Annotated in this window: 19 protein-coding genes; 5 read left to right on the plus strand and 14 right to left on the minus strand. The window is 39.9% G+C overall.

Annotation, left to right across the window (positions count from 1 at the left end; genetic code table 11):
- Positions 1 to 36 precede the first annotated feature (36 nt).
- Entirely contained in the window at positions 37 to 918 is an 882-nt protein-coding gene (locus tag ACTWQB_RS12300) for an AAA family ATPase (RefSeq protein ID WP_443139485.1), read from the plus strand.
- Between the two features lie 9 nt (positions 919 to 927).
- Entirely contained in the window at positions 928 to 2,835 is a 1,908-nt protein-coding gene (locus ACTWQB_RS12305) for a vWA domain-containing protein (RefSeq protein WP_443139486.1), read from the plus strand.
- A 198-nt stretch (positions 2,836 to 3,033) separates the two neighbouring features.
- Here the strand turns inward: ACTWQB_RS12305 and ACTWQB_RS12310 are convergent, their stop codons facing one another.
- Genes ACTWQB_RS12310 through ACTWQB_RS12320 form a run of 3 tightly spaced genes read right to left on the minus strand, consistent with a single transcriptional unit; the run spans position 3,034 to position 6,649 of the window.
- The gene (locus ACTWQB_RS12310; protein ID WP_443139487.1) at positions 3,034 to 4,488 is read right to left on the minus strand and encodes a sodium/proline symporter; all 1,455 of its coding nucleotides are present in this window, start codon (positions 4,486 to 4,488) and stop codon (positions 3,034 to 3,036) included.
- A 16-nt stretch (positions 4,489 to 4,504) separates the two neighbouring features.
- Positions 4,505 to 5,470, minus strand: coding sequence for an ornithine cyclodeaminase family protein (locus tag ACTWQB_RS12315; protein WP_443139488.1), 966 nt, complete (start codon positions 5,468 to 5,470; stop codon positions 4,505 to 4,507).
- A 12-nt stretch (positions 5,471 to 5,482) separates the two neighbouring features.
- The gene (locus tag ACTWQB_RS12320) at positions 5,483 to 6,649 is read right to left on the minus strand and encodes an NAD(P)/FAD-dependent oxidoreductase (protein WP_443139489.1); all 1,167 of its coding nucleotides are present in this window, start codon (positions 6,647 to 6,649) and stop codon (positions 5,483 to 5,485) included.
- A gap of 164 nt (positions 6,650 to 6,813) precedes the next feature.
- Between ACTWQB_RS12320 and ACTWQB_RS12325 the strand changes: the two genes are divergently transcribed.
- Together ACTWQB_RS12325 and ACTWQB_RS12330 are read left to right on the plus strand one after the other, a co-directional pair.
- A complete protein-coding gene (locus tag ACTWQB_RS12325; RefSeq protein WP_443139490.1) occupies positions 6,814 to 8,028 on the plus strand; it encodes a CdaR family transcriptional regulator in 1,215 nt (404 codons plus the stop codon).
- Between the two features lie 367 nt (positions 8,029 to 8,395).
- Complete coding sequence (locus tag ACTWQB_RS12330; protein ID WP_443139491.1) at positions 8,396 to 9,601, plus strand: acyl-CoA dehydrogenase family protein; 1,206 nt, start codon at positions 8,396 to 8,398, stop codon at positions 9,599 to 9,601.
- 187 nt (positions 9,602 to 9,788) lie between these two features.
- On the opposite strand, the gene ACTWQB_RS12335 is transcribed toward ACTWQB_RS12330, so the two are convergent.
- From ACTWQB_RS12335 to ACTWQB_RS12380, 10 genes are all read right to left on the minus strand, one after another.
- Entirely contained in the window at positions 9,789 to 10,535 is a 747-nt protein-coding gene (locus ACTWQB_RS12335) for an IclR family transcriptional regulator (protein ID WP_443139492.1), read from the minus strand.
- Between the two features lie 63 nt (positions 10,536 to 10,598).
- Positions 10,599 to 11,771, minus strand: a complete 1,173-nt coding sequence (locus ACTWQB_RS12340) for a saccharopine dehydrogenase C-terminal domain-containing protein (protein ID WP_443139493.1) — start codon at positions 11,769 to 11,771, stop codon at positions 10,599 to 10,601.
- Between the two features lie 27 nt (positions 11,772 to 11,798).
- Complete coding sequence (locus ACTWQB_RS12345) at positions 11,799 to 13,301, minus strand: aldehyde dehydrogenase family protein (protein ID WP_443139494.1); 1,503 nt, start codon at positions 13,299 to 13,301, stop codon at positions 11,799 to 11,801.
- A gap of 80 nt (positions 13,302 to 13,381) precedes the next feature.
- Complete coding sequence (locus ACTWQB_RS12350) at positions 13,382 to 14,551, minus strand: LL-diaminopimelate aminotransferase (RefSeq protein WP_443139495.1); 1,170 nt, start codon at positions 14,549 to 14,551, stop codon at positions 13,382 to 13,384.
- 162 nt (positions 14,552 to 14,713) lie between these two features.
- Positions 14,714 to 15,064 (minus strand): hypothetical protein, encoded by a 351-nt coding sequence (locus ACTWQB_RS12355; RefSeq protein ID WP_443139496.1) that lies wholly within the window; start codon positions 15,062 to 15,064, stop codon positions 14,714 to 14,716.
- A 101-nt stretch (positions 15,065 to 15,165) separates the two neighbouring features.
- Positions 15,166 to 15,423, minus strand: coding sequence for an HPr family phosphocarrier protein (locus ACTWQB_RS12360; protein WP_443139497.1), 258 nt, complete (start codon positions 15,421 to 15,423; stop codon positions 15,166 to 15,168).
- A gap of 93 nt (positions 15,424 to 15,516) precedes the next feature.
- A complete protein-coding gene (gene whiA / locus ACTWQB_RS12365) occupies positions 15,517 to 16,464 on the minus strand; it encodes a DNA-binding protein WhiA (RefSeq protein ID WP_443139498.1) in 948 nt (315 codons plus the stop codon).
- 46 nt (positions 16,465 to 16,510) lie between these two features.
- Positions 16,511 to 17,467, minus strand: coding sequence for a gluconeogenesis factor YvcK family protein (locus tag ACTWQB_RS12370; protein WP_443139499.1), 957 nt, complete (start codon positions 17,465 to 17,467; stop codon positions 16,511 to 16,513).
- 1 nt (position 17,468) lies between these two features.
- Entirely contained in the window at positions 17,469 to 18,353 is an 885-nt protein-coding gene (gene rapZ / locus ACTWQB_RS12375; RefSeq protein ID WP_443139500.1) for an RNase adapter RapZ, read from the minus strand.
- A gap of 19 nt (positions 18,354 to 18,372) precedes the next feature.
- Positions 18,373 to 18,828, minus strand: coding sequence for an NUDIX hydrolase (locus tag ACTWQB_RS12380; RefSeq protein ID WP_443139501.1), 456 nt, complete (start codon positions 18,826 to 18,828; stop codon positions 18,373 to 18,375).
- 272 nt (positions 18,829 to 19,100) lie between these two features.
- Here ACTWQB_RS12380 and ACTWQB_RS12385 point away from each other — a divergent pair, with 272 nt between their 5' ends.
- Complete coding sequence (locus tag ACTWQB_RS12385; protein ID WP_443139502.1) at positions 19,101 to 19,313, plus strand: hypothetical protein; 213 nt, start codon at positions 19,101 to 19,103, stop codon at positions 19,311 to 19,313.
- A 162-nt stretch (positions 19,314 to 19,475) separates the two neighbouring features.
- Here the strand turns inward: ACTWQB_RS12385 and trxB are convergent, their stop codons facing one another.
- Positions 19,476 to 20,426, minus strand: coding sequence for a thioredoxin-disulfide reductase (gene trxB / locus ACTWQB_RS12390; RefSeq protein WP_443139503.1), 951 nt, complete (start codon positions 20,424 to 20,426; stop codon positions 19,476 to 19,478).
- Positions 20,427 to 20,464 lie beyond the last annotated feature (38 nt).

Genomic DNA, 20,464 nt, shown 5'->3' on the forward strand with positions numbered 1-20,464 from the left:
CTAGAAAGCATCCGCTAATTGCGAAAGGAGTCCACAATGAATATCACAAAAGAGTTACCACAAAACATCACAAAACTAATTGACCAATATAAACTAACGAACGAAACTAACTTTGATCATCTAATTGGAAAAGGCGGCTATATCCCACAAAACGATGATGTTCTTATCGACCTCATTGTCGCTATTGCTCAAGGGAAAAATATTTTACTTAAAGGGCCAACTGGATCAGGTAAAACCAAGCTTGCTGAAACCTTATCTGCCCTGTTCAACCAACCATTGTTCAGCGTCAACTGCTCGGTGGATTTAGATGTAGAAAGTTTTGTCGGGTTTAAAACAATTGACTACAAAGACGGCAACCAGGTCATTGATTTTGTGCCTGGCCCACTCGTTCAAGCGATGAAAAATGGGCATTTTTTATATATTGATGAAATAAATATGGCTAAGCCTGAGACGCTTCCAGTGATCAACGGGGTGCTCGATTACCGTCGTCAGATCACGAACCCGCTCACGAATGAAGTGCTCACGGCCAAAGAAGGCTTTAATGTAATCGCCGCAATTAACGAAGGGTACATCGGAACGACACGTCTAAACGAAGCTCTTAAAAACCGCTTCATTGTCATTGATGTCTCATACCTTCAAGGTGAACAGCTTAAAGACCTTATTAAAAATCAAACAAACTTAAACGACGACAAACTCATTAATCAGTTTGTTCAGCTATCACAAGATTTGATTTCCGCAACTGAGCAAGGTAAGGTTTCGGAGGATGCGGCTAGTATTCGTGCGTTACTCGATGCTTGTGATTTAAGTGAGATGATTCCACCTAAGCGTGCGATCCAACGTGCGATTACGGATAAATTAGAAGATGATCGGGAAAAAGATGTCGTTCGAAACTTAGCGGATATGTTGTTTAGATCTTAGGAGGTTCTTATGAAGTTTGATAAGTCGATTGTCGATGCGAAGCGTTTTACGGAGCTACAGGACTTAGCCTCTGTTTTGTCAAAAGTTCCTGACCTAGAGTTTGACTATCAATATGGTCACTACGTCAATGTGAAAGACCGAAAGATTTCAGCAAGCCACTTCTGGGATTATTTTAGTGAAGAGGAACGGCATGCGGGGTACAAAACAGACGTTTGGCTTAGGGCTCTTGGAACGATGACACAAACGAACTTGATAGTTGTTAACGAGTTTAACGATTTTATTGAAGAGTCCACCATTCCTAATTTTGCAACAGAGCTATTTACGTTATTAGAAGACTTAAGGTTAGAGGAGTTCATCCGCACAACACGCGTGGGCACCGTCTCATTTTTCCAAACACGACACCAAGCCTACAGACGTTATTTTAAAACGCAACTACAAACGAACGTCACGCGTAATTACCCGACCGATGAATTGTTTTGTATGATTTATTTAAAGTTAACGTCGAATTCTCCTTTCGAGTCGTTTACGTATGCAAATCAAAGTCAAAAGGACACTTTAGAAAAGCTACAGCCCTACCTTTTTGAGTCATTTGAAGCTAAATCATCACGTGAGATTGTGGGTTTAACTATGAAAATGGTTTCGTGTATTCAAGACGATTATCAGGATGCGGTGAATCGCTATTTTGTTTTGCCAATTAAACATGAAGCTGAATTTCAGAACGATTTATTGTTTGATGAATTGATGAGAACCGACCCACTTTCGAATGATGACCAAGAGGATGTTATCGACGAAGATGAAGTCATGGATGAAAAGATTGAAACCTGGCATCGTGAAAATGAAAATAGTGACAGGTCACAAAGCTTCTTGAGATATGAACTTGATCAAGGAACCAAATCGAATATCTTAGGTGACGGGGCGCGTGAAACTGAAGAAGGCGATCAAGCCATGGCGAGTGTGCAAGGCTTTTCATCTGAAAGCCAAGAATACGATTATTCTGATTTAGAAAACTTAGATGAAAAGAAAGAGCAAAAGGCTGGAGAAACAGGGCGTTATGGAAAAGATAACCTTAAAGCGACAAAGCATGACGTAGACCCTTCTTCTCCTTCCATTGATGATGTCCATCAATATGAAGAGATCGTCAGGGACGTTCAAGCGGAAAAATTAAAACTAAAGCGAACGATTGACCAAGCATTAGAGCATAAGCAAAATGCGGCGCGAAATCACCTCATTTCAGGGCGATTGTCCAAAAAACAACTTCTGCCTTTAATCATTGACGATGATCCACGCGTTTTTTATAAAAAGGACCAAGAGTCAAAAGACATTGATGCGGTGTTCACCTTGCTCATTGATTGCTCTGCCTCCATGATGAACAAAATGGCTGAAACGAAAAAAGCCGCTGTCTTGTTCCATGAAGTTCTAAAAGAGCTAAAAATCCCTCATGGCATCATTGGCTTTTGGGAAGACGGCTTTGAATCAGACGATCAGCAGCAACCTAACTATTTTCATAAAGTTATTCATCATCAAGACTCACTCGATCCAAAGTCAGGCCCTGAAATATTGCAGTTAGAGCCTCAAGAAGATAACCGTGATGGGTTCAGCATACGTGTAGCTGCTGAGGAACTGATGCAGTATCAAGCAGAACATCAAGTATTGCTAGTCTTCTCAGATGGTGAACCTTCCGCTTTCAACTATATTGAGAATGGCATCATCGACACACATGACGCCGTCCTAAATGCACGCAAGAAGGGCCTTGATGTCATCGGTGTTTTCTTATCTGAAGATCCAATTACCGAAGTAGAAGAATTACTCATGAAAAACATTTATGGACGTGAGCATCTGTTAGTTCAGGGGCTAGAAGAGTTGCCAGATGCGTTGTCGTTTTTATTAAGGAAAATTTTAATTTCGGCTATAAAATAAAAAAGCACGGAACACTCGATAATCGATGTTCCGTGCTTTTTTTAAACTTGACGTAAAATTAAAGAAACTTGACGATAATATCCGAAAAGTTTACGTTAATCCTAAAAAAGTTGACGATAATTTTAAAAAACTTGCCGTAAAAAACGAAAAAGTTGACGTAAATGACGCAAAACTTGCCGTATAAGCCCTCAAACCCACTTACGATACATGCTCAACGGCGCCTGTTTCCTCTTTTTCATCAGGCATGAGGTAACTGAACAGTATACCGAATGCGGCTGCGATAAAGAAAGTTGTAAAGCGTGATGTCATCATCTCTTCAAGTGGCGTGCTGATCCAAACAATCGTAGAAATTAACCCTGCTAAGATTGTTGCAATGACACCTGCACTTGAGTACTTTTTCCAGAAGAAGGTCATTAAGATGGCTGGAGATAATGTACATCCGACACCGGCCCACGCCCAGCTAACAACCAGATACAATAATGAATCAGAGACTAAGGCGATAATCATTCCGATAAGACCGAACACTAGTACAGAGAAGCGTGATAGCCATAGCAGTTGCTTTTCAGTTAGTTGAAAGCCTAATGCTTTATGGATAATATCTTCACTGACAGATCCAGTTACAACTAATAGCTGCGAGTTTGCTGTTGTAATGATAGCTGCTAAGATTCCAGCTAATAGAATACCAGCAATCCAGTTTGGCGTTAATTGTAGAATCATTGTTGGCAATATCGTTTCAACATCAGCAAACGAGCCTTGCTGATACATCGCAATCGCGGTAATCCCGATCATAAAGGCACCACCGTAAGCAAGAATCGTCCAGACAATCGCGACAATAGTTCCTTGACGCACTTCCTTTTCATTCTTTAATGCCATAAAACGAGCACTTAATTGCGGCTGTCCACCTAAGAAACCAAAGAACCATGCAAAATTACTAAAGAATAAGACACCTAATGAGAATCCAGTTAGCCCACCAAACCACGAATCAAACGAACTTCCGGCTGTTGTTAATGATTGGGAAATCGATAAATCGTTCGCATTAATATAGAATAATGCCAGAATTGGTAAAACAACTAGTGTGATGACCATCATGACACTTTGGATCATATCGGTCCATACAACTGAAATGAATCCACCTCCGAACGCGATTAAAATGATGATCACCGTCGCAATAATAATCCCAACAGTTGGAGGTAAGTCGAACGTAATTAAAAACATCTTTCCGGCACCTGCCATTTGGGCTCCTACATAGAACATTAAAAATCCAGCGATCAGCGTCCCAGCTAGCCAACGAATCAGTTTCGCCTTTTGACCGAAACGTTTCGCTAAATAATCGGGGAGCGTTAGCGCGTTATACTTGTCTGTTTCTTCCATAAATTTTTTCGCTAAGAATAACCAAGCAAAAATAATACCAAGTGCTATTCCTACCGCTACCCAAATTCCTGATAGTCCTGAAGCAAATACGAACCCCGTAAAACCTAATAACAACCACGCGGACTCCCCAGTCGCACGTTCAGAAAAGGCTAGCGCCCAGCCCGGTAGTTTTTTACCACCAAGAAGAAAATCATTTTGCGTCTTACTTTGTTTACTGTAGATGTAACCAATCCCCAGTATAATCAAACAGTAAATGATAAACTCGGTTAGTATAATCCCCATCGTATCCCTCCAAATTTTATAATTCCGTCCCAACGTTTAATTCTGTCGATCGCTCGTATATATCTGATGCGACGACAACATCAAACAACGCCATACCAGTGGACTTGAAGATCACACTCCCTTCTTCATAATTGAATTGTTCGGGTTTCATTTCTAGCTTGATGACTTCTGAAAATGGTTGAATGCCAGATTCATCATAGAGTCCATTTTTAATAGGATTAATAACATCTCCTGATTCTTTTTTCGCATCGTGAGAATCTATATAAAAAGCTTGAGCTGAACTAAATAACGCATTTGGAAACTCTTGCATCGTTGGTTGGAAAGAGCCTACACCAATGACCAGCTTGCCATGGTAGAGTGAATCGTCTTTTGGTAGGACAGGTGTTTTAGAAGTTGTGGCGGTTATAATGATATCGGCTTTCTGAACAGCGTAGTCTGTAGATTGGCAAATATGAAAGCGAGTTGTACTACTTACGTGAGGCCTAAGTTTTTCTATGAAATCTGGAATTTTATGAATCGAGCGGTTATACAAATAGATATCTTGGATGTTTCGCTCAGAACAAGCCGCTAACGTTTGGTAATACCCTTGTACACCAGTGCCAATCACAGCTAGCGACCGGGCATTTTGCTTGGCTAAATGTCTAACTGCAGACCCTCCAATTGCTCCGGTTCTTAATCCTGTCAAAAATCCACCATCCATAATCGATTGGATGGAGCCGTTGTCATGGTCATTGAGAATAACCAGACTATGCAATGTCGGTAACGTCTTATTGTTCGGAAAAGATGTGACCAGCTTCGTCCCGATACTACTATCCGACATACAAGGCATCAGGATTAACGTATTGTCACCATCTTGTATTTGACTGCGTGTAGGCATCTCAAAAGACCCTTTGTCATATACACGATAAGATTCATCGATCGCGTCAATGACATCTGACATCGTCACGCATTTCCAGATGGCTTCTTCATTTAAATATTTCATGATTTTCCTCCTTTAAACAACTGCTCCTTCAATCACCAATTCGTTCATCGCAAATCTCTCAAACCTCAATGGAGATAAATCAATCGTCTCGTATCGACCTTTCATAATAAGTTCTGCTAACCCCTGGCCAACAGCTGGGGCTTGTTGCATCCCGTGACCGCTAAACCCGCAAGCCATGTAGTAGCCTGATAGTTCAGGATGTTCACCAATAATAGCATTTTGATCCTTCGTGTTATGACTATACATCCCAGCCCAGCCGCTTATAATTTTCGCTCGTTCAAAATTTGGTATGCGATTGGCTAAAATAGGCCAAAGTGTTTCTTCGAAAAATGATCGCTTCCAAGTGAAATCAATGCCTGGCTTTACTTTTTCAGAGTAGCCCGATATAAAACTGTCACCTTCGTGTCTGAAGTAAACACCTGAAGGATCAACAGTTAGTGGTAAAGGTTTCTCCAATGGTTCAGCGGCGTCAAATTGAATAATTTGACGTTTTAGCGGAATAACCGGAATCGGATAACCACTATTTTTACTAATGATTGGTGCCCATGGTCCAGCACTATTGATCACCTTAGGGGCTTTATATAACATACCGTCTTTTGTCACGACACCCGTTACGCGACCTGCTTCCTCATGAATGGAATAAATCTCATCGTAAATATAGTGCGCCCCAAGTTCCTTTGCCTTTTTCACATAACCTTGCATAACCGAATAAGGATCCAAATAGCCATCTTCTCCACAATATAATCCGCCTGTTAAGTCGTTCGAATTTACCTCAGGTATAATTCGTTTTAACTCATCAGCTTCTAGAATCTCTGATGGCACACCATATTTCCGTTGTAAGTTGGCTTGATTTTCTAACTCCTTCATCGTTTCTTTTTGAGCTAAAAATAAATAACCTCTTTGTTGAAAATCAATTTCAGCTCTTTCGCCATCTACTGTCATATCTTCTGGAAATGTTTTATATTTTTTCAAGCTATAACGACTGATTTGAATGTTAATGTCCGTTGTGAATAGCTGTCTGATTCCGCCAGCACTTCTAGGGGTTGAGGCAAATTCATATAAGCGATCCTTTTCAAAAATCGTTATATCACCTTGATAACCTTCGTTTAATAAATGGTAGGCAATACTTGACCCAATCACACCGCCACCAATAATAATGAGATCCGTTTTTTGTTCCATTGTGAACCCCCTTTAAGTTATAATCTAAATATTCTGATTGTATTAAACTTACACTCTCCCCCTATTAATATCTATATATAAAGTCAACAGAAAAATCCCTCGAATATATGCGAAAGGGACTCATAAAATTATGATAGAATTGAAGAAAGCAGCCATTAAGAGGGGTGGTCAAGATCGAAGGTTTAGTGCAATCTGCACAAAAGGTAGTGAAAGCGATTTCAAAAATTTCTCCTTTTCCGATTAGCCTGACAGATGAACAGGGTAAAATTATAGGTGACACAAACCCTGAACGTATCGGGACGATGCATGCCCCGTCAAAGGATGTTCTAGAAGTTAGACAGCCCGTGATTTTTGATGATGAAAAAATTAAAGAATACGAGAATGTACTTCCTGGCATTGCCGTTCCACTTAATTTCGGCTACAAGACAGTCGGGGTACTCGGGATTATTGGAGATCCTAATGAAGTGGAACCTTATGCTCTTTTACTACAAAACTATGTCGAAATGCTGTGGAAGGAAATCTACCAATCCCAGCAAGATTCGTTATACTCCCACACCCTTGAACGATTTGCACAATATGTTCTTTTGAATAACCAACTCGATGAAGACCAAACCAAACAATACTCCAATGACCTTAATGTACCAATTAATCAAAAGCGAATCTGCCTGATTATCAATTTAAACCACTCTATTATTAATTATGCTGAGAAAACATTTACACCTATTGAACAAAAGAAACAGGAGCTCATTCACTTAGTTAAAGAACTATTCCATGCAAAAAATAATCTATGTTCCTTCATTCACTACGATAAAATAGTGTTATGGAAAAGTGTGTTATCTGACCAACATTACGAACAATACATGAAAGATTTTTACGATCAAGCGATTAAACTACAACGCAGCTTGAAAGACCTCAACATTCACAACAGTCGAATGGCAGCTGGCACCATCAGTGATTCACTTTACACCTTACATCAGTCCTATCAAGATGCAGAACGTCTCATTCGACTATCTCATAAGTATAAATTTTCTAAGACCATCTATCATTACAATAACTGGGAAATTCTATCAAAGTTAGTTTTAGAAGATCTGACTGACACTACTTGGAGTTATTATGAAACTTATTTTAATGAGTTCACTAAGCTACCTGATTTTAAAGAACTAGCCAAATGTTTTATGAGTTACTGTGAGCATCAAATGAATGTCAGTCGAGCAGCTCAAAGCCTATATATCCACCGCAACACTTTAAGCTACCGACTCAATAAAATTGAGAAACTGACGTCAATTAATGTGACAAGCTTTTATGATAGTGCGATTTTATACGTTTTTTTGAAAAATTATTTATCTGACTATTTACACAATTTTCGAAATAATCTATAATTAACACTAAGAGTTAGAGCTGACTATATTTAGTCAGTCCCCTCTCGAAACACTTTATTCTACCTAGCATATTTGTTCCGTCTGGCACCAACCAAACATGGTTCGGTACAACAGATGAGATGCCAGTTTTTATCCTTTAGTTTGGATAAAAACTGGCATTTTTAATTGTTAGTGGGGAGATGAGTAGTTTTATATCTTTGTGATGTGATGAGCGAAAGGTGGCGACTCCAGCGGGAACAACACGAGCTGAAGATCCTCTTTAAGAAGAAAAGAAATTTCTTCTAGCTGAAGCCGTGCCTACGGAAAGCGAAGCATTTTGACGCAACAAAACCATTCGAAGCAATCTTTAAAGGAGGAATAATTTTAAATGAACTTTGAATTTACTGATGAACAGAAGATGTTAAGACAAACGACTCGACGTTTTGTGGACCAAGAAATCATGCCACATATTCAAGAATGGGATGGAAAAGGTTCGTTCGATCCAATGATTTGGAATCGTTTAGCCGAACTCGGACTAATGGGCGTTTGTATTCCGCAAGAGTATGGTGGCAGTGGGATGGACTATAATTCATTGGCCATTGTTTGTGAGGAGCTTGAACGTGGTGATACGACATTTCGAACAGCAGTGTCAGTACATACAGGATTAAACAGCCTTACCTTATTACAATGGGGCACTGAGGAACAAAAGCTTAAGTATCTTGTCCCACAAGCAAAGGGTGAAAAGATTGGGGCATATGGCTTAACGGAGCCCGGGGCTGGTTCTGATGTTGCCGCTATGCAAACAACCGCCGTCAAGGATGGTAACAGTTACGTCATAAACGGCCAAAAGACTTGGATTTCATTATGTGACCAAGCCGATCACTTCTTAGTTTTTGCCTACACTGATAAAAGTAAAAAGCATAAGGGGATATCTGCCTTTATCGTAGAGCGTACCATGCCTGGCTTTTCTTCCAAAGCGATTAAAGGTAAACACGGGATTCGTGCGGGCAATACGGGAGAGATTTTCTTTGATAATTTAGTTATACCTGAAGAAAACTTGCTCGGCGAAGAAGGTGAAGGCTTTAAGATTGCGATGTCTGCACTAGACAACGGGCGTTTTACAGTAGCAGCCGGTGCATGTGGGTTAATTGAGGCATGTATGGAAGCGAGTGTTAGTTATTGTCATGAACGCCAAACCTTCGGAAAAGAAATAGGTAAGCACCAGCTCGTTCAGCAGATGATTGCTAAGATGGAAGCCGGTCTTCAAATGAGTCGTCTTTTAGTCTACCGAGCTGGAGAATTAAAAAACAAAGGAAAACGAAATACACGTGAGACGTCGCTCGCTAAATGGCAAGCGTGTGATTTCGCCAATCAAGCAGCCGATGATGCCATGCAAATTCATGGTGCTTACGGATATTCCAATAAGTACCCTGTTGAGCGTTATTTACGCAACTCCAAAGCGCCTGTAATTTACGAAGGCACCCGGGAAATCCATACGGTTATGCAGGCAGAATATGTTTTAGGCTACCGTGAGGATAAACCTCTAAATAAAATGCTACCCTCGTGGCCATTTGAATTAGAAGAAATTAAATAGTTTGGTAGAACAGAACTCTTTTAATAGGAGTTCTGTTTTTTATGGGGAAAAATTTTAATATATGGGGAATTTTTCTGTTATATGGGGAAAAAAATTAATTTATAGGGAAATTTTCCGATATATGGGGAACTTTTTAATTTTATGGGGAAAATCATCTTTTGCCTCAAAAAATAACCAGGGTCCTACCCTAGTTCTGAACCGATTGCGGTACATAGCCCAAACAGCGTGAAATTTCCTCCGACACTTGCTTCGTATGAAAGTGGATCCATCCTAGATTCTGGCCTTCAAAATGACTGGAGAGTCCGCTTACGGTTAACGCAGCCACTACTTCACCGTTGTGGTTATAGATTGGGTAGGAAAGCCCCGTTGTGTCCACGTCTTGCTCACTTTCACTTTGAGAAAATCCTTGAGAACGAATCATAGTGAGCTCATCCAATAGTAAAATCGCGCTTCGGTCATCTAACTCTTCTATTCTACTAAACTTTTCTTCCTCACTCATAAACGCAAGTAAAAGTTTTGGACCTGAACCGACGTGTAGTGGCGAACTCTTTCCCACTTTTGTATATAAGCGTAAAGCCCTGTTGCTATCGACTTTTTCAATATAAGTCGCATGATTACCGTGGACGACTACTAGATGAACCGCTTCATTGATCTGTTCTGCTAGTCGTTTCATGAGTGGTTTTGCGATATGTCTTAAATCGAGTTGATGAGACACTAAATGGCCTAACTCTAAAAGCTTTAGCCCTAGTTGATACTGTTGTCCATTGTTTTCTGTTCGCATCACATATCCCATTGACTCGAGTGATTGAAGTAAGCGATAAGCAGTCGGCTTCGGTAAACCTGCCGATTCTGATATCTCTTTTAGCGACAACTCAGACTTTGAGTCATTAAATAATTCTAAGATTTTTAACGCTTTGATTACACTTTGGTTCATTAAAAAAACCCCTCGACCATAATATGTAAGGAAATCCCTCTATTAAAAGAGGGATCTCGACTGCTAAGCTTTTGTAACTAATGCCGTTTCACTACGGCTCTCTTTAATATTGACTCCTCGTTTACCCATCTCATCAATATACGCACGACCCGGTACAATTCGTTCAGGTGGATAAACACCTCGTTTTGTAATCGTACCACTTGCGATCATTTGAGCTACCACGGAAATCGTATTAGCTGTCGCTTGTGCCATTGCCGTGATGTTGTTCACACGGTCTTTGAATGTGGTCATTTCATACTTGTATTCAACCGGGACCCCATCTTCAGTCCCACCCACCATCACTCTTAATAACACCGCATCATCACGGTCTTTCAACTCTACAATCGGTTCAATTAATTTTAAAAATACATCGCGAGGTTTAACTTTATGCCCATGAACATCCACTTCATAATCTTGACGTGTTAGGCCTAAATCTACGAGCAGTTTAAACTTTTCGGCATGACCACGATAACGAATCGTTTTATATTCTAATGTTTTTACATTAGAGAAGGAATGAGGCAATGTAGACGTTCCTCCTGATGTATGGAACGCTTCTAGTGGCCCAAACCGTTCGAAATGTAATGTTTCAACCTCCGATAACGCTGACACTTCTGTTTTCTCACCATTTCGGATAATGAGCGCTGGATCTGTGTAGTGGTCCATTAACCCTTCCATTGAGAAAACATGATTGTACTCAAGAGGTGGCTCAGGCTGAACAGGTATTCCACCAACAAACAGACGAATCGATTCAAGATTGTCAAGCTTGCTTGCCCCATAGCCAGATAGAATATTAATCATTCCAGGTGCAACGCCTAAATCTGGAACGACCGTGACCCCAGCAGCCTGTGCATCCTCATTTAAGTTGAGCACTTGATCTGTAATATGTCCGATGTGACCCCCTAAGTCCACAACGTGCGTTCCAACTTTAATACCCGTTTTGGCTACTGTTTCGTTAAAACTATAAAACAATGCATTCACCGCAACGTCGTATTGTTTCATAAAATTGCCTAGTTCCTCTGGATTACTCGCATCTACTTGAAACGCTTCTAGCTTCTCAGAATTTAGCGTATCACAGACCTGATTAGCTCTCGTTAAATCAATATCTGCTAAGCCTACCTCATAAACACCCTCACTATTCACTAAGTCTCTTGCTGCTTCTTTTCCCATTAAACCTGAACCTAATACAGCTACTTTCACGTACAAATTCCCCCTTTGGCTTTATATCTATTCCACGTCTATTTGAGCACGTTGTAATTTCCCACTAAAATCAACGTAAACCGCTTTCCACTCGGTAAACACGTCTAATGCCGCTTGACCAGAATCTCGGTGACCGTTACCTGTGCCTTTTGTTCCACCGAATGGTAAGTGGATTTCCGCACCTGTCGTACCGGCATTCACATACACAATCCCTGTATCTAAATCACGTTGAGCTTTAAATACTTTATTGATGTCTTGTGTAAAAATTGAGCTCGATAAGCCAAAGGCAACATCATTATTGACTTCAATCGCTTCATCTAAATCCTTAACAGGAATAATCGATAATACTGGACCAAAAATCTCCTCTTTCGCAATACGCATATCTGCAGATACATCCGTAAACAACGTTGGCGCATAGTAATAACCTTTACTTAAATCACCTTCGTATAACACACGGCCACCCGCTACCATACGCGCGCCTTCTTCTTGCCCGATTTGCACATACTTCTCAATTTTTCTTAAGCCTGCTTCGTTAATAATCGGTCCGACCTTGTTTTGCTCATCTAACCCATCACCAATGGTTAGTTTTTCAATCTCTACTAATAAACGTTCTTCTAGCTGGTCTTTTACACTTTCATGAACAATCACCCGACTACACGCCGTACAGCGCTGACCACTTGTACCATAAGCACTCCAAACGATGCCTTGAACGGCCAAATCTAAATCCGCGTCATCCATCACAATCACCGCGTTTTTACCGCCCATTTCAAGTGAAACCTTTTTCAATAATTGACCACATTTACCTGCAATCGTACGTCCCGTTTCATTCGAACCTGTAAACGAAATCACGCGAATGTCAGGATGCTCAACCATCGCATCTCCTACTTCAGAACCCGAACCAAATACAACATTCACAACACCTTTAGGAAGTCCTGCTTCAACAAAAATTTTCGCCATTTCATAAGCCATCATCGGCGTTTCGGTTGCTGGCTTCCAAATCACCGCATTTCCAGCCACAATTGCCGGGAACGACTTCCACGTTGCAATCGCAATCGGGAAATTCCATGGCGTAATAATCCCTACAACGCCAACTGGTGCACGCTGGCTCATTGCGAATTTATCTTTTAGTTCTGCAGGCGTGGTGTGTCCAAATAAACGACGACCTTCACCTGCCATATAGAACGCCATATCAATGCCCTCTTGCACTTCACCACGTGCTTCTTCAATGACCTTTCCATTTTCCATCGTTAAAATTTGCGAAAGGTGCTCCTTACGCTCCTTCATAATGTAACCGACTTGATATAATATCTCAGCACGTTGTGGAGCTGGAACAAGTGCCCACTCCTTTTGCGCTTTTTTGGCTGCTTTAACTGCCTGATCCACGTCATCCTTACTCGATAATGGAACATCAATTAATTTCTCACCATTTGCAGGGTTCTTCACAGCCGCAAATTGATCCTGCTTAGCGGCCACCCATTCTCCGTTAATAAAATTAGACAACTTCTTTTCTGTAACGAGTGCGTTAGACATACTATATTCCCTCCATTTATAAATATTAATTGAGGCAGAACCTCAATCATTCACCACTTTGATGTATATTCATTAGTTCACTAATCTTGACTAACAAACTGTTTCATACGACTAACAGCTTCAGTTAATCGCTCATGAGGTACCGATAGAGAAATTCTGAAGTACCCCTCACCTCTAGAACCAAACACATTACCAGGCGTGACAATCACACCTACTTTTTCTAAAAGCTCCGATGAAAAATCCATCGATGACCACCCATCCGGCACGTTTGCCCACACATAAAATGTTCCTCTCGGCTTCTCTACTTGAATGCCCATCTCATTTAAGGCCGTGATGACATGATCTAGTCGCTCTTCATAGACAGCGTTATTTTTTAGTACTGATGATAAATCACTCCGAAGTGCTCTAGCAGCAGCTTTTTGAATCGGTAAAAACTGACTCGTATCCGTGTTACTTTTGACAACTGATAATGCTTCAATTATTGCCTCGTTACCAACGACATAACCAATGCGCCAGCCTGTCATGTTAAAACTTTTAGATAACGATCCAAACTCAACGCCTACTTCCTTTGCCCCCGGAACCTGAAGTAAGCTTGGCGCTTCATAACCTCCAAACGTCATTAAGTCATAAGCAGCATCTTGAGCAATTGCGAAACTATGTTTGTTTGCTAATGAAACCGCTTTCTCAAAAACATCTAAATCAACAGTTCCTGCGGTCGGATTGTTTGGATAATTTAATAGCATTAATTTAATCTTGTTATAAACATCATGAGTGACTGCATCAAAATTGGGTTGAAAATGTTTTGAAGAATCTAAGGGTAGATAAGTTGATGTTCCACCTGATAGATGGATAGCTGATTCGTATACTGGATATCCTGGATCTGGAACCATAACAGTGTCGGAAGGGTTTAAAACTGCTGAGATGAGGTTGGCGATTCCTTCTTTTGATCCAATTAAAGCTAGTACTTCTTTGTCGGGGTCAAGGTTCACCCCGTACCGTGATTGATAATAATCTGCTACCGCTTCACGAAATTCCTGACATCCCCCATACGGTGAATAACGATGGTTACTTGGAATATTAGCTTCTTTGACCAGTTCATCAATGATAAATTGTGGTGTTGGTAGATCTGGGGCTCCGATTCCTAAATCGATGACGTCCATTCCGTTTTGAATGAGCTCTTTCTTCCGCTTGTTAATACGCGAAAAAATATACGGCGGTAACGATTGAACACGTTCTGAGCTAATGTTCAAATTGTAAAACCCCCAATCATTTCAATTATTGAAATCGAGTTTCAAAATTTAAGTATCTACCTCGAGTATATGTGAGAAGACTAATTTTTACAATACTCAGAATAAACAAAAATTACGACATGTTTCGCAGGTTTTGTACGAGCCCATTTGATGTTAGCCTATTCAATTGCAGTTCAGCGCTCTCTTATCGACTTTCAGAGCTCTCCTATCGACATTCACCGCTTCCCTATCGGCATTCACCGCTACCCTATCGGCATTCACCGCTTCTCTATCGACATTCACCGCTTCCCTATCGGCATTTAGCGCTTCTCTATCGACATTCACCGCTTCCCTATCGGCATTCACCGCCCCCCTATCGGCATTCACCGCTTCCCTATCGACATTCACCGCTTCTCTATCGACATTCACCGCTACCCTATCGACATTCACCGCTTCCCTATCGACATTCGACGCTTTCCTATCGGCATTCACCGCCCCCCTATCGACATTCAGCTCCTCCTTATCGAAAAGCACGGCCTTTTATTTCGCTTTCCACTTCCCATCTGGGTCAGCGTTCGTACATTATTCCACAAAAAAACCACGTTAGGTCTATTCCCAACGTGGTTACGCATAAATTATGCTTCACTTTCAATAAATGTAATTAATGATTCCATTGCTTCTTCTTCATCAGGACCTTCTGCCTGAATTTTGACGACTTCGTTTGATCCAATTGCTAAACTCATCACGCCCATGATACTTTTTGCGTTAACACGCTTGCCATCCTTCTCTAGAAAAACATCTGATGAAAAACGGTTGGCTTCCTGTACAAATTTAGCAGCTGGCCTTGCTTGTAAGCCTGTTTCTAATTGAACTGATAATTCTTTTTCAACCAAATTCAGCTACTCCTCTCTATTTTATATTAAAGCGCTTCATTGAAATTTTATATATTATAGCATGAAAAAATGGAAATAAAAAGCGAATCAGGTTTAACTTTCTAATAATTCGCCTTTTCTTAGTTTTTCAGCATATTCATCGATCTTTCTTAGACGGTGGTTGATTCCCGATTTACTAATCTTACCGTTTTTAGATAATTCGCCTAACTCTTTTAGTGTCACATCTTGATGTGTCACTCGAAGCTCTGCCACCTCACGTAACTTCTCCGGCAACGCCTCTAATCCAACAGTCTTTTCAATGTAACGGATATTTTCAACTTGTCTAAATGCTGCACCGATTGTTTTGTTTAAGTTCGCTGTTTCACAATTAACCAATCGATTGACTGAATTACGCATGTCACGCATGATTCTTACATCTTCAAATTTTAGTAGCGCTTGATGGGCGCCGATTAAAATTAAGAATTCAGTGATTTTCTCAGCTTCTTTAATGTAACAAATAAACCCTTTTTTACGTTCATGAGTCTTTGCGTTTAGATCAAAATGGTTTAATAAACGGCAAAGAGCCTCGTTGTGTTCTTCATAGAACGAATATATCTCTAAATGATATGAAGACGTTTCAGGGTTATTCACTGAACCACCGGCCAAAAACGCACCTCTTAAGTATGACTGTTTACAACAATCCTCTTTAATAAAAGAATCTGAGACATCTCGTTTAATCGTAAATGTACCTTCTAAAATTTCAAGATCCGTTAATAAGTTCTTAACCTCTTGATACATTCTAACAATATAGATGTTGTTCTTTTTAAGACGCATTTTTTTACGTACTAAAAGTTCAATCGGCACATCGTACATATGCTTGATTAACGAATAAATCCGTCTTGCGATTGCTGCGTTTTCTGTTTGAACATCTAAAATATATTGACGGTTCGAAAACGAAAGCGAACCATTCATGCGGATTAAAGATGCTAATTCTGCTCGTTTACAACAGTCATCGCTCTCGATGTTCGTTAATTCTTTTTTCGTTTCGGATGCGAATGACATGGTATTCCCCTCATTTCTAACTTCAACTGTTCTAGTCTACCTTCTATTATAACAAGTTGTAAAGAAGTTTTGCTATCTTTTGCTCATCATGTTTTAACGTACCATCTTCATGTAAGCTTGCAATATCTCCTTTTAAAACTTGAACACCTACATTGTGTAAGTTTTCATCATCACATAAAACCGGTGCTGCCTGTTCTTTCGCATAACCTTCTTTAATGTTTGGTGAAATCATTTTACCATGAATTACAATTTCATCAATAAACTTATCACCAACATGGTCATGTAGGGCTTTTATATGTTGTGATGCTGTATAATCATCTGTCTCACCATGTTGTGTCATGATGTTACAAATATAATATTTTTTAGCTTTAGCTTTTAGAAGTGCCTGTTTAATTTCAGGTGCGATTAAATTTGGAATAATACTTGTATATAGGCTTCCCGGTGCGACAACAATCATTTCTGCCTTTTGAATAGCTTGCACAGCTTCTGGTAGTGGCTCGATTTTCGGTGGATCATAAAATACTCGTTTAATCTTTTTTCCAACCTTAGGAATGTTGGATTCACCCCGAACAACCGTCCCGTCTTCAAACTCTGCTTTTAAATACATATTTTCATTCGCGATTGGGTAAATCCGACCTTTTACATTAAAAACTCGAGAAATTTCTTTAATTCCCTTATAGAAATCTCCTGTTATTGAAGTCATCCCTGCTAATATAAGGTTCCCTAAAGAGTGCCCTGAAATACCATTTCCATTCTCAAATCGGTGCTGAAACAATTTTAATAATGTTGGCTCAACATCCGACATCGAAGCGATTACTTTACGAATATCACCTGGAGCTGGAATCGATAAATCCTCTCGCAATCTTCCCGAGCTTCCCCCGTCATCAAAAACAGTGACAATCGCCGAAAGATTTATCGGATATTGTCTTAATCCCCTTAATAACACAGGCAGCCCGGTTCCTCCCCCGATAACGACTACCTTTGGTCCATTAACATTCGTCATATTATCGTTTATTCCCCTTTTCTATATCTCGGTGATAAACATGAGCTGTATACTGTTGATTAATAATTTCTCCCAATTTCTCAGCAATCGCAACAGACCTATGTTGTCCACCTGTACATCCAATGGCAATAACTAACTGACTTTTACCCTCGCGATGATAATGAGGAAGCATAAATTTCAGTAAGTCTTGTAGCTTTCTAACAAACTGTCTCGTTTCTTTCCATTTAAAAACATAAGCATTTACTTCTTGGTTTAAACCAGTTAAATCTCTCATCGATTCGACATAATGAGGGTTTGGTAAAAATCTCACATCAAACATAATATCTGCATCAATCGGTACGCCATGCTTAAAACCGAACGAAACGACTTGAACAGAGAAAATTTGTTGTTTTTTCTCAGAGTAGTTCTTTAATATTTTTTCTCTTAGCTCACGCGCAGAAAGGCCTGTAGTATCTATGATTTTCTGTGCTCGACCTTTTAATTCATCAAGGATTTGACGCTCTTGTTGGATTCCTGATAAAGGTAATCCATCAGGTGCTAGCGGGTGAGACCTTCTTGACTCTTTATATCTTTGAACAAGTGATTCATTAGTCGCGTCTAAAAATAATATATGCTCTTGAATCCAAGTCTCTGCCCCTAATTGATCCAACGTTTCATACAAACTATCAAAAAACTCACGACCACGTAAATCCATTACAACTGCAAGCTTTTTATTTTCTTCAGGATTTTCTTTCATCAACTCTAAAAATTTTGGCAGTAACGTTGGTGGTAGATTATCGACACAAAAGTATCCCATATCTTCAAAACTCTGGATTGCAACTGTTTTTCCTGCACCTGACATACCTGTGATAATCACCAATTCGACGACTTTACTCTGATTTTGCATGACGCCACCCCTCTCACTTTTATACTAATTGATTATCTACGATTTGTTCTTTTAGCTTAAAATCGTATGTATAATAAAACGTACCTGTTAACACAAATTGAGGATCCTCAATGGCATGCTTAATGAGCGTTCGATCACCTTCAGCCATTGGGAGACTTAACACTTCATTTACTGGAACCCATTCTAAAGTCCCTTCTGGCGTGTGCTCAAGCACCTTACCCTCTGCTTGATGACAAACGTATGTAAACATCATCCATTCTTGATCATCATCCATAACAAAATTAAAAACACTTGATAACTTTGGATTAATTAATTTCAACCCAGTTTCTTCTTTATATTCACGCTTGATCGCACGATTAATACTTTCTTCTGGCTCCATTTTACCACCCGGAGCAGCATACCAATTACGTCTAGGCTTTTTTAACATAAGAACTTGTTCATCATGAATGTATACGGCATTTGTAACACGTTGCATAACGTTCACTCCCTTGTGTTCTCTATCCTTATTATACATCTATATGAGTACTAATAACAGAGCAGAAGTTTTGAATGATGACATTCGTTGTATTTTAATAAAAATGTCTATCCGACTTTGTATATCGAGTTTCACAAGTGATCTTGCTCTTCGGACAGACACATCAGCCATTTTCAGTTTGACAGACATTCTACCCAATTTCACGTGCACACGTACAGATTTGAACGTCTCAACGTCTCATGCCGGTATAATCTATCCGAAATTCGATTGTTATGAACGGCTCTCATCTGTTTATGAACGGGTTCTCAGCATTTATGAACGGGTTCACTGCATTTATGAACGGGTTCACTGCGTTTATGAACGGGTTCACTGCGTTTATGAACGGGTTCACTGCGTTTATGAACGGGTTCACTGCGTTTATGAACGGGTTCCCAGCATTTATGAACGGGTTCTCAGCATTTATGAACGGGTTCTCAGATTTATGAACGTCACTCTTAACCTCTATAAACATACAAAAAAAACACACAGGCTATATAAACCTGTGTGGCTAACTAATCTATAGTTAATAAAGGGGGTCAATTAATTAACCCTATTATAACGAATCATTGTTTCATCCGTGTTACACACGAGTTAAAAAGCCGTTACGATTATTGTTCAACCTTTAACTCTTCCATAAGGTTTTCAATATAATGCTGAGCAGACTGAGCTGCAATACTTCCATCGCCAGTTGCTGTAACGATTTGACGAAGTTCTTTATCACGGATATCACCAGCAGCAAAAATTCCCGGTACGGCTGTTTCCATGTTTTCATTCGTCTTGACATAACCTTCATCAGTTGTGATGCCAATGTCTGTGAACGCTTGGTTTAATGGAATCATACCGATGTAAATGAACACACCGTCAATTTCTTCTTCATAAGTTTCGTCCGTTTCGTTATTATAAAGAACAGCGCTACCGACTTTACCGTCTTTTTCTTTAATCTCTTTCATTTCAGTGTTCCACTTAAAGTCGATCTTCTCATTATCAAACGCACGTTGTTGTAAAATTTTCTGAGCACGTAACTCATCACGACGGTGCACAATTGTCACTTTGTTCGCAAAGCGTGTTAAATAAACACCCTCTTCAACAGCCGAGTCACCGCCACCGACAACGAATAAGTTTTTATCGCGGAAGAATGCTCCGTCACAAACCGCACAGTAAGAAACACCGCGACCGCTGTATTCTTCTTCTCCAGGGATGCCTAATTTTTTATATTGAGCACCTGTAGCTAAAATCACTGCACGAGCTTTATATTCTTTGTTACCTGCAATAACGGTTTTGAATTCTTTTCCGTCTTTAATTTCTTTAATATCACCAAATGCATACTCTGCACCAAACTTTTGAGAATGCTCAAACATTTTATTAGATAAATCCGGCCCAAGAATGTGATCATAGCCTGGGTAGTTTTCAACATCTTCAGTATTAACCATTTGTCCACCTGGCACACCACGCTCAAGCATCAATGTATCTAAGTTAGCGCGAGATGTGTAAACAGCTGCAGTTAAACCTGCAGGACCTGCACCAGCAATGATTACGTCATAAATTCGTTCTTCCGTCATGACCTCAACTCCTTTTTTCTACTTCTTTATATATCATA

The sequence above is a fragment of the Piscibacillus sp. B03 genome (assembly GCF_052246295.1).
Lineage (GTDB): Bacteria > Bacillota > Bacilli > Bacillales > Alkalibacillaceae > Piscibacillus.

What these genes read in the sequence shown, in the direction of transcription:
- rapZ (WP_443139500.1), bottom strand. Translation starts at nt 18,353, where the DNA reads ATGCAAAATCAGAGTAAAGTCGTCGAATTGGTGATTATCACAGGTATG.
- ACTWQB_RS12370 (WP_443139499.1), bottom strand. Translation starts at nt 17,467, where the DNA reads ATGACGAATGTTAATGGACCAAAGGTAGTCGTTATCGGGGGAGGAACC.
- ACTWQB_RS12380 (WP_443139501.1), bottom strand. Translation starts at nt 18,828, where the DNA reads ATGCAACGTGTTACAAATGCCGTATACATTCATGATGAACAAGTTCTT.
- ACTWQB_RS12345 (WP_443139494.1), bottom strand. Translation starts at nt 13,301, where the DNA reads ATGTCTAACGCACTCGTTACAGAAAAGAAGTTGTCTAATTTTATTAAC.
- ACTWQB_RS12335 (WP_443139492.1), bottom strand. Translation starts at nt 10,535, where the DNA reads ATGAACCAAAGTGTAATCAAAGCGTTAAAAATCTTAGAATTATTTAAT.
- ACTWQB_RS12315 (WP_443139488.1), bottom strand. Translation starts at nt 5,470, where the DNA reads ATGAAATATTTAAATGAAGAAGCCATCTGGAAATGCGTGACGATGTCA.
- ACTWQB_RS12300 (WP_443139485.1), top strand. Translation starts at nt 37, where the DNA reads ATGAATATCACAAAAGAGTTACCACAAAACATCACAAAACTAATTGAC.
- whiA (WP_443139498.1), bottom strand. Translation starts at nt 16,464, where the DNA reads ATGTCATTCGCATCCGAAACGAAAAAAGAATTAACGAACATCGAGAGC.
- ACTWQB_RS12385 (WP_443139502.1), top strand. Translation starts at nt 19,101, where the DNA reads ATGAACGGCTCTCATCTGTTTATGAACGGGTTCTCAGCATTTATGAAC.
- ACTWQB_RS12320 (WP_443139489.1), bottom strand. Translation starts at nt 6,649, where the DNA reads ATGGAACAAAAAACGGATCTCATTATTATTGGTGGCGGTGTGATTGGG.
- ACTWQB_RS12310 (WP_443139487.1), bottom strand. Translation starts at nt 4,488, where the DNA reads ATGGGGATTATACTAACCGAGTTTATCATTTACTGTTTGATTATACTG.
- ACTWQB_RS12305 (WP_443139486.1), top strand. Translation starts at nt 928, where the DNA reads ATGAAGTTTGATAAGTCGATTGTCGATGCGAAGCGTTTTACGGAGCTA.
- ACTWQB_RS12330 (WP_443139491.1), top strand. Translation starts at nt 8,396, where the DNA reads ATGAACTTTGAATTTACTGATGAACAGAAGATGTTAAGACAAACGACT.
- trxB (WP_443139503.1), bottom strand. Translation starts at nt 20,426, where the DNA reads ATGACGGAAGAACGAATTTATGACGTAATCATTGCTGGTGCAGGTCCT.